Genomic DNA, 10,482 nt, shown 5'->3' with positions numbered 1-10,482 from the left:
GTACTCCACCTGTCGACCGCGGATGCGGTTCTGTTCGGTGATCCAGTCGATCAGGTCGTGGGAGGCGCCGGCGCCGTCGGAGCGGATCAGCAGGTCACGCCGGCGGGTGGCGGGGATCTGCGCGATGGCTTGGCCCAGGACGTCGATGTGGTCGGCGGCGGTGTTGGACCCGGCGTTGCCCGGGCGCAGGCTCGCGGCGAGGAACTCTTCTGTGTTGTCGCACCACACGCCGATCGGGTGGTAGCCGAACGTGCGCTTATACGTCGGAGCTGCATGTTCCTTCTCGCTGTGGGTGACCACGATGGTGGCGTCCACATCGAGAACGATCGTCGATCCCAGGTCCCGGCCCGCGCACTTGGATGCGGGCACCCCGCCGGGCAGGTGGGACCACACGTGCCGCCGTGCCCGAGCACGCGCCACCTGGATCTTCTTGCGCTTGCCGGCAGTGACCTCATCGAGTGTGCGCCACACTGTCGGCGCCGAGGCCACCGGGCCCAGGGCGCCAGACTGGTGGCGCAGGACGCCGATGTCTGAGATGGACTCGCCGCCATCGGCCAGCATCACCGCGACGTCGATCAACACCCGGCCGCGATCGTGGATCGGGATGAACCGGCGGCGGGCCATGGCCCCTGACAGCGCGGCGGTCAGACCGACCTGATCAGCCAGAAGGCGCGGAGCGATGGCCCCGGCATGAGAGACCACCCCGACACCATCAGCAGTAACGGACAGCCCGGCCGACCACGAAGTAAGCTTCACCTACCGAGTGCTTTCTGCTGGAGAACATGGAACCTTAGACAAGTCCCAGTTTCCCCTGTTCAGGAAGCACTTCGGTCTATTTTCGCCCAGCGATCCGCAGATCCCCGTGAATCACCGGGGTTAACCAAGGGTGGGCCGTTCCGAGCCCTATCCGAGCAATTTCTGGACGGTTGTTCAGAGCTTTCGCGGGCCCGGTGAGGCGTGTGTGACTCGAGGGTCAGTTGGTGTCGGCGACCAGCGGTTCGATGGTGAGGTGATCCATCTCCTTGCTGATGTACTGCAGACGCCATTTGTCGCCGAACAGGGCCAGCAGCTCGCCGTCGGTGCGCTGGAACACCTCCACTCCGCGCTGGCGGCCGAGCTCGTCGGCCGAGGCGGCGTCGGTGCGGCGGGCGATGGAGTAGGGCAGGTTGTCGACGACGACCTCGACGTTGAACTCGGTCTTCATGCGGGCGGTCACCACCTCGAACTGCATGGGCCCGACCGCCGCCATGACCGGGTTCGCGTCGCCGCGGGTGTCGTTGCGCAGGATCTGAACCACGCCCTCGGCGGCCAGCTGGTCGATCGCCTTGCGGAACTGCTTGTACTTGCCCAGCGAGTGCGCGCGGACCACGGCGAAGTGCTCGGGGGCGAACTGGGGGATCGGCGGGAACTGCACCTTCTTACCGGTGTAGAGGGTGTCGCCGGGGGCCAGCGCGGTGGCGTTGACCAGGCCCACCACGTCGCCCGGGTAGGCGGTCTCGACGGTGGTGCGGTCGCGGCCGAAGACGGTGAGCGCGTACTTCGTGGTGAACGGCTTGGCGGACTGGGCGTGGGTGACCACCATGCCGCGCTCGAACTCGCCGGAGACCACGCGCATGAACGCGAGCCTGTCGCGGTGCGCGGCGTCCATGCCGGCCTGCACCTTGAACACGACCGCGGAGAACGGATCCGAGGTCTCACGCGGCGCACCGGTGACGGTGTCCCACGCGTGCGGCGGCGGGGCCAGCTCGACCAACGCGTCGAGGATCTGGTGGACGCCGAAGTTGAGCATCGCGGAGGCGAAGATCACCGGGCTGGTCTCGCCGGCCAGGTAGAGCTCCTGGTCGTGGTCCTGACCCATGGCGGAGAGCAGTTCGGACTCCTCGACGGCGGTCTCCCAGACCTCGCCCTCACGCTCGGCGGCGGCGGCCGGGTCGTAGTGCTCCTCCGGGGCGATGGTCGAGCCGCCGGCGGTGCGGGTGAAGTGGATGTACTCCTCCGGCGCCCCCTCGGGGCCGCGGCGGAGCAGACCCCGGTAGTCGCCGGCGATGCCCACGGGCATGAACAGGGGGGTGGGGACCAGGCCGATCTGCTCGGTGATCTCGTCCAGCAGTTCCAGCGGCGCCTGCCCCGGCCGGTCCCACTTGTTGATCACCGTGATGATGGGCAGCCCGTTGTGCTTGCACACCCGGAACAGCTTCAGCGTCTGCGGCTCGAGGCCCTTGGCGGCGTCGATGAGCATGACCGCGGCATCGACCGCGGTGAGGACGCGGTAGGTGTCCTCGGAGAAGTCGGAGTGCCCGGGGGTGTCCACCAGGTTGATGACGTACGGCTCGTCGTCGTCCGGCGCCCCGGCCGGCTTGTAGGTGAACTGCAGTGCCGTGGAGCTGACCGAGATGCCGCGGGCCTTCTCCATCTCCATCCAGTCCGACACGGTGGCGCGGCGACCGGACTTGCCGTGGACGGCGCCGGCCTCGGTGATGACCCGCGCGTGCAGCGCGAGCGCCTCGGTGAGCGTGGACTTGCCGGCGTCCGGGTGGGCGATCACGGCGAAGGTGCGGCGTCGGGCGACCTCGGAGCGTACGTCCGTGTGGGCCCCGGACCTGTCGGGACCAGCGGGTTGCCCGGTCGTCCCGGTGTCCTCGGCGGTCTCCGTCACGCGTCCTCCTCGGTGCTCCGGCGGCCCTCGCCGTCGTCATCCCAGGGTACGTCCGTCCACGTTCGAGCACCCAATCCGCCGGTGCGCCGCCCGGGGTCTGCGGGCGCACGCGAAAGGCGAGGTCACGCGGGGCGCGATGTCGGACCCGGCGCCTACGGTGCGCAGTGGCGGCGTCACCGGACGCGCCGGAGCGGAGACGGGAATGAGTGCGAGCAGGGACGGTTCTGTGGTCGGGGACGCACGGGTACGCGAGGAGCGGAGGGCCGCGCTACGCGACCTGCTCCCGGCGGTCGAGCGGTTGCGTGGTGTCCGCTCGGTCGTGTGGTCCGGGGGCGGTCAGAACGAGGACGGCTCGTATAACCTCCGGTACCCGATCTACGACCGCGACACCGAGAAGGTCATGGAGGTCTGCAACGGGGGAGCGCTGACCGATGTCGAGTACCGGCGGACGCTCCAGCGGCGAGGTGGGCACGGAATGGGCAGCCGGGCACCTGATCTCGTGGCGTTGGCCCGGGACTCCGACGAGGAGCTGGCCGTCGCGCTGCTCACCTGGATGATGCGGTCCGAGAGGTTCAGCGAGGGTGAGGTCGCGGCGTCGCTGGAGAGCGGGGCGCTCGTGGCGCTTCTCGACCGGCTGCGAGAGCTGTACGACATGTGATCGCCCCACGAGCCGGTCGTGCGCTCCTGCACCGGCCCGTCAGTGCCCCCGCGCCCCGAGCGGCGTCACGTCGCAGCCGCCGGGGACGGCTCACGCGGAGTGGACCTGGTTCTGGGCGGTCTCCAGCCCGTGCGTGAGGAGCAGTTCGACGGCGTCGGCAGCGTCCTGGACCAGGAACGGCACGTCGGGTTGCTCGAGCTTAGAGAAGCGCTTGAGGACGTAGTCCGCCATCGCCATGCGTCCCGGCGGGCGACCGACCCCCGCGCGGACGCGGATGTAGTCCCGGGTGCCGAGGGCACTGGTGACCGAGCGCAGGCCGTTGTGCCCGCCCTCGCCGCCGCCGCGCTTGAGGCGGACCTGGCCGAAGTCGATGTCGATCTCGTCGTGCACCACGATCACCTCGGTGGGGGCGACGGAGAAGTACTTCGCCACCGCCGCGACGGGGCCCCCGGACAGGTTCATGTAGCTCCGCGGACGGGCCAGGACCACGGCCTGGTCGGCCAACCGCGTCTGGGCGACCTCGCAGTTGGTCCGCTTGTGCGTGGAGAAGCTCGCGGGCATGGGAAGGGCGCGGGAGGCGAGCTCGACCAGCACGTCCCAGCCGATGTTGTGTCGGGTGCCCTCGTAGTCGGGACCGGGGTTGGCCAGGCCCACGACGAGTCTGGGTCCGGGGGCGTCAGCGGTACTCACGGACCCATGGTCCCAGACGGAGTCGGTCGCCGCTCCCGTCGGTCGACTCCCCACCCGCTCGCCTCCGCTCCGGCTCGGGCCGTCATGCCTGCAGCTCGGCCCGGGCCGTCTCGAGTACCGCCGCCGTCAGGGCGTCGAGGTCGGGGGACTGGAGTCTCCAGTGTTGCCAGAACAGTGGGACGTCGAGGGGGCGGTCGGGGGAGACCTCGGCGAGCTCGCCGGAGACCAGCCACGGTGTGGCCAGTCGCTCGGGGACCAGGCCCCAGCCCAGCCCTGCGGCGATGGCCCGGACGTGGTCGTGCGAACTGGGCACGAAGTGTCGGGGTCCGGTCGGTTCGCGGCGGGCCAACCGTCGGTAGTGGTGGTTCTGGTGGGCGTCGCTGCGATCGAAGTCGACGATGGGGGCTCGGCCCAGCGCGGTCGTGGGCGAACCGTCCCGCAGGTGCCGGGCCACGAACCCGGGACTGGCGCACGCGAGGTACCGCATCGACCCCAGCGGCAGTGACCGGCACCCCTGGACGGGTCGGGACTCGCTGGTCACCGCTGCCATCACCTCGCCCCGCCGGAGGAGCTGGGAGGACAACGACTCGTCCTCGCGGCGGAGGTCGAAGACCACCCGGCCCGAGGAGTGGACCTCGGTCATGGCGTCGAGGAACCAGGTGGCCAGCGAATCGGAGTTGCACGCCACCGCCAGGACCACATGCTCTGTCGGGGTGCCCGCTCCGTCGAACTCGCGGGACAGGGATTCCTCGAGGTGGAGCATCTGCCGTGCGGTCCGGAGCACTGTCTCGCCGGAGTCGGTCGCCGTGACCGGGCGGTCCCGGCGGACCAGGATTCGGCCGGCCGAGTCCTCCAGCGCTCGAATCCGCTGGGACACCGCGGACTGCGTGAGGTGGAGGTGGGTGGCGGCCGCGTCGAACGAACCGAGGTCGACGACGGCCACGAGGGTGCGCAGCTGGTCCAGGTGAAGTGCGTCCATAAGTGAGGCTAATGCTAACCAAGGAACTGTAGTAGCGCTACATCCATCGCGACCCTAGCGTGGGGACGTGACCACCACCTCCACGCTTCTCATGGGCGCCGGCATGGGCCTCGGGCTCATCGCCGCCGTCGGCGCACAGAACGCCTACGTCCTCCAACGCTCGATCCGCGGCGACGTGGCGATGGTTCCGATCGTGATCTTCTGCGTCCTGTCCGAGGCGGCCCTGATCCTGCTCGGCGTGGCCGGGGTCGGGGCGCTGGTCGAGTCCGCGCCCGCCGCCATCACGGTGATGAAGTGGTTCGGGGTGGTGTTCCTGCTGGCCTACGGCGCCTTTGCCGCATCCCGCGCCCTGCGCCCCGGCAGCGGGCTGCAGGTGGACGGCGACGCACGGATCCCCTCGACCCTGGGCGCGGTGGCGGCGTGCGCGGCGTTCACCTGGCTCAACCCCCACGCCTATCTGGACAGCGTGGTGTTCCTGGGGACCCTCGCCAACCAGCAGGCGGGGGATCTGCGCTGGGTGTTCGCGGCCGGGGCGTTCCTCGCCGGCACGGCATGGTTCGCGTTGATCGGTTTCGGGGGCAGGGCCCTGCGCGGAGTGTTCACCAGGCCCGGGGCGTGGCGGGTGCTGGACGCGGGGATCGCGGTGATGATGGTCGTCCTGGCCGTGGGCCTCATTCGGGGCTAGGTCTCGACTGCGGCTAGATCTCCTCTGCGGTCAGGACCAGCCGGCCGGTGCGTCCGGACGAGGGGTTCCGGAATCGACCGCGGGCCCGCTCCGACTCGATGGTCGGCAGCGGGCCCGTGGCCGGGGTCACCGCAGCTCAGGCCGCGGCGCGGGGGATCACGCGTCTTCGGCGGCCTGGGCGGCGTCCTCGGCGGCCTCACCCTGGGGGGCTGCCTCCTCCTCGGACTCGAGGTCCGCCTCGGTCGGCGCCTCGATCACGTTGACGATCAGGGTCTCGGGATCGGAGACCAGGGTGCTGCCGGCGGGGAGCTCGATGTCGGCGGCGGTGATCTGGAGGCCGGCCTCTGCGTCCTCGACCGAGACCTCGAAGCCCTCGGGCAGGAGGGTGGCGTCGGCCTCAATCTCGACGTAGCTGGCGTCCTGGGTCACGAGAGTGCCCGGGGCGGCGTCGCCGACGACCGTGACGGAGACCTCGACCGTGACCTTCTCGCCCTTGCGCACGACCAGCAGGTCGGTGTGCTCGATGACGCGGGTCAGCGGGTGCACGTCGATCTGCTTGGGCAGCGCGAGCTGCTCTTCACCCTCGATGTCCAGGGTGAGCAGCGAGTTGGTGCCGTGCGCACGCAGCACCGCCGCGAACTCGAGGGTGTTGAGGAGGAGGTGACGCGGCTCGGTGTGGTGGCCGTAGAGCACTGCGGGGACCTGGCCCTCGCGACGGGCGCGGCGGGCGGAGCCCTTGCCGAACTCGGTGCGGATGGTGGTCTTGAGGTTGTTGATTTCCTTGGCCATGGTGAACCTTCTGTCGGTGGGGAGCGCGCGTGCGCTCTGCGGGCGGAGACCTCCCCGGCGACCGAGACGATCGCCCGGGGCGGCCCACCGGGGACCACACCGACAATGATCGCGTCGATAACGGAGTGGCCCTTGCCGGGCCCTCCCTCGCCGAGATGACCCGATCAGCCTAGCGGCGCGGAGCCCGGCCCCCAAATCACGCCGGGCTCCGGGCTCCGGGTCACGCCGGGCTCCGGGTCACGCCGGGCACCCCGGGCTCCGGGTCACGGCGATCCCCCCAACCGTCAGAGGATCTCCTCGACGGCCGAGGTGGGCCGCGCCAGGCGGGTGCCCTTGCCGGTGACGACGAAGGGCCGCTCGATGAGCCGGGGGTGCGCCACCATCGCCTCGAGCAGTTCCTCGTCCGAGGCCTCGAGCAGACCCAGCTCGGTGAACTCGGCCTCCTTGACCCGCACGGCCTGCCGTACCGTCAGCCCGGCATCGGAGATGAGGGTGCGGAGCTCGGCGACCGTGGGCGGGGTGTCGAGGTACTTGACCACAGTCGGCTCGACCCCCCGCTCGCGCAGCAGGTCGAGCGCCTGCCGGGACTTCGAACAGCGCGGGTTGTGGTAGATCGTGGCGCGACCCGCGGCGTCCGCGGACATGTCAGGCGTTCCCGTTGAACAGGCTGGTCACCGAGCCGTTCTCGAAGACCTCGTGGATGGTCCGGGCCAGCAGCGGGGCGATGGACAGCACGGTGAGGTTGTCGAACCGCTTCTCCGGCGGGATCGGCAGCGTGTCGGTGGTGATGACCTCCTTGGCCCCGCACGTGGCCAGCCGCTCGGCCGCCGGGTCGGAGAAGACACCGTGGGTACAGGCGATGATCACGTCGCCGGCACCGGCGTCCTTGAGGACCTTGACGGCGCCGGCGATGGTGCCGCCGGTGTCGATCATGTCGTCCATCAGCACACAGGTGCGTCCCTCGACGTCACCCACGACGCGGTTGGACTTGACCTGGTTGGGCACGTTGGGGTCGCGGGTCTTGTGGACGAACGCCAGGGGCGCACCGTCGAGGGCGTCGGCCCACTTCTCGCCCACCTTGACGCGGCCGGCGTCGGGGGAGACCACGCAGATGTTGTCCGTGCCGTAGTGCTCACGCACGTAGTCCGACAGCTGGCCCTGGGCGTGCATGTGGTCGACCGGGCCGTCGAAGAAGCCCTGGATCTGGTCGGTGTGCAGGTCGACCGTGATGATCCGGTCGGCGCCGGCGGTCTTGAGCAGATCGGCGATCAGGCGGGCCGAGATGGGCTCACGACCACGGTGCTTCTTGTCCTGCCGCGCGTACGGGTAGAACGGCAGCACGGCCGTGATCCGCTTGGCGCTGCCGCGCTTGAGGGCGTCGATCATGATGAGCTGCTCCATGATCCACTTGTTCAGCGGCGCCGGGCAGCTCTGCAGCACGAACGCGTCGCAGCCGCGGACAGACTGCTCGAAGCGGACGAAGATCTCCCCGTTGGCGAAGTCGCGGGCGGTCTGGGGGGTGACCTCGATCCCCAGCTCGGCGGCGACCTGATCCGAGAGTTCGGGGTGCGCACGCCCCGCGAAAAACATCAGGTTCTTCTGGTTGTCGATCCACTCGCTCACTCGGTGAGTCCGTCCTTCTAGGAGTCGTTCCGGGTACGTAGGGCGGCCTCGGCCGAGCCGGAATCCGGTCGGTACTCGATCACCCAGTCGTCGATGTTCCTCTGTCGTCCGCCGGACACCGCCAGGGCCCCGGGCGGGACGTCGTTCTTGATCACGGTACCCGCGCCCGAATAGGCCCCGTCTCCGACGGTCACCGGTGCGATGAACATGGTGTCCGAACCGGTGCGGCAGTGATCGCCGATCACTGTACGGTTCTTGTTCACCCCGTCGTAATTGACGAAGACGCTGGATGCCCCGATATTGGTGTGCTCCCCGATGGTCGCGTCGCCCACGTAGGTCAGGTGCGGGACCTTGGTGTGCGCCCCGATGCTCGACTTCTTGACCTCCACGAAGGTGCCGATCTTGCTGCGCTCGCCGAGCTCCGCCTGCGGACGGAGGTAGGCGAACGGGCCGACCTCGGCCCCGGGCCCGATGCTCGCGCCGACGGCATGGGTGCGCATGACGCTCGCGCCCTCGCCGACCGTGGTGTCCTGCAGGGTGGTGTCGGGTCCGACGGTCGCGCCGTCGCCGATCACGGTGGAGCCGGTGAGGTGGGTGCCCGGCAGGATGGTGACGTCCCGGCCGATGCGGACGTCCACGTCCACCCAGGTGCTGCCCGGATCGACGATCGTCGCGCCGGCGCGCATGGCCGTCTCACACAGGCGGCGGTTCATCTCGGCGGCCAGCCCGGCCAGCTGGACGCGGTCGTTGACCCCGGCCACCAGATCGGCGTCCTCGACACGGTGGCCGCGGATGAGCCCGTTGGACTGACGCGCCAACTGGATGACGTCGGTCAGGTACAACTCGCCCTGCGAGTTGTCGGTGCCCAGCTCGCCCAGCTTCTCCCGCAGGACGCGGGCGTCGAAGGCGTAGATGCCGGAGTTGACCTCGTCGATCGCCCGTTCGTCGTCCGAGGCGTCCTTGTGCTCGACGATCCTGAGCACCTCGCCGTCGTCGTTCCGCACGATCCGCCCGTACCCCGTGGGGTCGGGGGCCGTGGAGGTCAGGATGGTGACCGAGGCGCGTGGCCGGAGGTCGTGGCGCGTGACCACCTCGCGGAGGGTGTCCGCGTCCAGCAGGGGGATGTCCGAGGTGGTGACCAGCACCGTTCCCGAGAAGTCGTTGGGCAGGGCGGCCATGCCCGCGGCCACCGCGTCGCCCGTGCCGTTCTGCTCCTCCTGCACCGCGGTGGTCACCGGGACACCCAGGTCGACGGCGAGTTCGGCGACCGCGGCCCCGACCTGCTCACGCTGGTGCCCCACCACCACGACGATCTGCTCCGGGTGGATCCCGGCCGCGGCGTGCAGCGCGTGCCCGAGCATCGTCCGGCCGCACACCCGGTGCAGCATCTTGGGGGTCGCGCTCTTCATCCGGGTGCCGGAACCGGCGGCCAGGACGATGACCGCGGTCTGCGAGCGGTCGGTGTCGGGTGTCGTCATCAAGTCTCCTCGGGCGGCGTGGCGTGCCGGTGTCGGGTTCGCGTCCGGCGAGCGGACCGTCCCCGAAAGGATAAGGGCTGGGTCTGACGGGGACCACGTCGTTGCGCGGTACCGGTGGAGGCCCGCCTGTGCGGCCCCTACGGTGGGGCCCACCAGCAGGGCCGTCAATCGGAGAGGGGACACAGATGACCCACGACAAGACGGTGGCCGACCTCGTCGTCGAACGACTGGTCGCCTGGGATGTGGAACGGATCTACGGATACGCCGGGGACGGGAACAACCCGATACTCGGCGCGCTGCAGCGGTCCGACGTGGCACCGCGGTTCATGCGGGCGCGGCACGAGGAGTCCGCGGCGTTCATGGCGGTGGCCGACGCCAAGTACTCGGGCGGGGTGGGAGTGGTCAACTCCACACAGGGCCCGGGTGCCGTGCACCTGCTCAACGGCCTGTACGACGCCAAGCTGGACAGCGTTCCGGTGGTGGCGCTGGTGGCTCAGCAGCACACGGGCGTGCTCGGCTCCGGTCACCAGCAGGAGATCGACCTGAGCAGCGTGTTCGCCGACGTGGCCGGGCCTTATCTGCAGACCGTCGTCGCCGCCGACCAGCTGCCGATGGTGATCGACCGGGCGTTCCGCGCCGCCCTGACGCACCGGACCCCGGTCGTGGTGGTGATCCCCCATGACGTGCAGAACGCGCCGGCGCCCGAGCTGGCCGGGGACGACGGTCAGGAGCACGGGGTCGTCGTGACCGCGCCCGAGTGGACGCACGGGGTGGTCTCGCCGCGCGAGGACGACGTGGCCCGCGCGGTCGAGCTGCTGGACGCGGGGGAGCGCATCGCCATCCTCGCCGGGCGCGGCATTGCCGGGGCCCGGCAGGAGCTGATGGACCTGGCCGAGGCCCTGGACGCCGGGGTGACGATGAGCA

General features: G+C 70.1%; 11 protein-coding genes. 3 read left to right on the top strand and 8 right to left on the bottom strand.

The window, feature by feature from the left end:
- Both G6021_RS17215 and G6021_RS07715 read right to left on the bottom strand, forming a co-directional pair.
- The coding region (locus tag G6021_RS17215; RefSeq protein WP_347238930.1) for a transposase at positions 1 to 756 on the bottom strand (756 nt) is incomplete at its 3' end.
- Between the two features lie 217 nt (positions 757 to 973).
- Entirely contained in the window at positions 974 to 2,656 is a 1,683-nt protein-coding gene (locus G6021_RS07715; protein ID WP_182640997.1) for a peptide chain release factor 3, read from the bottom strand.
- Between the two features lie 202 nt (positions 2,657 to 2,858).
- Between G6021_RS07715 and G6021_RS07710 the strand changes: the two genes are divergently transcribed.
- Positions 2,859 to 3,314 (top strand): DUF6508 domain-containing protein, encoded by a 456-nt coding sequence (locus tag G6021_RS07710; RefSeq protein WP_182610996.1) that lies wholly within the window; start codon positions 2,859 to 2,861, stop codon positions 3,312 to 3,314.
- Positions 3,315 to 3,404: 90 nt separating this feature from the next.
- Here the strand turns inward: G6021_RS07710 and pth are convergent, their stop codons facing one another.
- Together pth and G6021_RS07700 are read right to left on the bottom strand one after the other, a co-directional pair.
- Positions 3,405 to 4,004, bottom strand: a complete 600-nt coding sequence (pth, locus tag G6021_RS07705; RefSeq protein WP_182640996.1) for an aminoacyl-tRNA hydrolase — start codon at positions 4,002 to 4,004, stop codon at positions 3,405 to 3,407.
- Positions 4,005 to 4,086: 82 nt separating this feature from the next.
- Positions 4,087 to 4,983, bottom strand: coding sequence for a LysR family transcriptional regulator ArgP (locus G6021_RS07700; RefSeq protein ID WP_179525803.1), 897 nt, complete (start codon positions 4,981 to 4,983; stop codon positions 4,087 to 4,089).
- Between the two features lie 67 nt (positions 4,984 to 5,050).
- Here G6021_RS07700 and G6021_RS07695 point away from each other — a divergent pair, with 67 nt between their 5' ends.
- Complete coding sequence (locus G6021_RS07695; protein ID WP_182640018.1) at positions 5,051 to 5,668, top strand: LysE family transporter; 618 nt, start codon at positions 5,051 to 5,053, stop codon at positions 5,666 to 5,668.
- Positions 5,669 to 5,824: 156 nt separating this feature from the next.
- Here G6021_RS07695 and G6021_RS07690 read toward each other — a convergent pair whose 3' ends face one another.
- The 4 genes from G6021_RS07690 to glmU all read right to left on the bottom strand — a co-directional run bounded on the left by G6021_RS07690 (position 5,825) and on the right by glmU (position 9,558).
- Positions 5,825 to 6,457: a 50S ribosomal protein L25/general stress protein Ctc gene (locus tag G6021_RS07690; RefSeq protein WP_182640995.1), complete on the bottom strand. Its 633-nt coding sequence runs from the start codon at positions 6,455 to 6,457 to the stop codon at positions 5,825 to 5,827.
- A gap of 284 nt (positions 6,458 to 6,741) precedes the next feature.
- Positions 6,742 to 7,101: an arsenate reductase (glutaredoxin) gene (arsC, locus tag G6021_RS07685; RefSeq protein WP_179525801.1), complete on the bottom strand. Its 360-nt coding sequence runs from the start codon at positions 7,099 to 7,101 to the stop codon at positions 6,742 to 6,744.
- A 1-nt stretch (position 7,102) separates the two neighbouring features.
- Complete coding sequence (locus tag G6021_RS07680; protein ID WP_179525800.1) at positions 7,103 to 8,080, bottom strand: ribose-phosphate diphosphokinase; 978 nt, start codon at positions 8,078 to 8,080, stop codon at positions 7,103 to 7,105.
- 17 nt (positions 8,081 to 8,097) lie between these two features.
- Positions 8,098 to 9,558, bottom strand: a complete 1,461-nt coding sequence (glmU, locus tag G6021_RS07675; protein ID WP_182617582.1) for a bifunctional UDP-N-acetylglucosamine diphosphorylase/glucosamine-1-phosphate N-acetyltransferase GlmU — start codon at positions 9,556 to 9,558, stop codon at positions 8,098 to 8,100.
- Between the two features lie 185 nt (positions 9,559 to 9,743).
- Between glmU and G6021_RS07670 the strand changes: the two genes are divergently transcribed.
- Positions 9,744 to 10,482, top strand: a 739-nt coding sequence (locus G6021_RS07670; protein WP_277817928.1) for a thiamine pyrophosphate-binding protein, incomplete at its 3' end; no start/stop codon positions are given.

The sequence above is a fragment of the Dietzia sp. CW19 genome (assembly GCF_014145265.1).
Classification (GTDB): Bacteria; Actinomycetota; Actinomycetes; order Mycobacteriales; family Mycobacteriaceae; genus Dietzia; species Dietzia natronolimnaea.
Note: the sequence above shows the minus strand (reverse complement) of the source record. Positions and strands in the feature narration are given on the sequence as shown.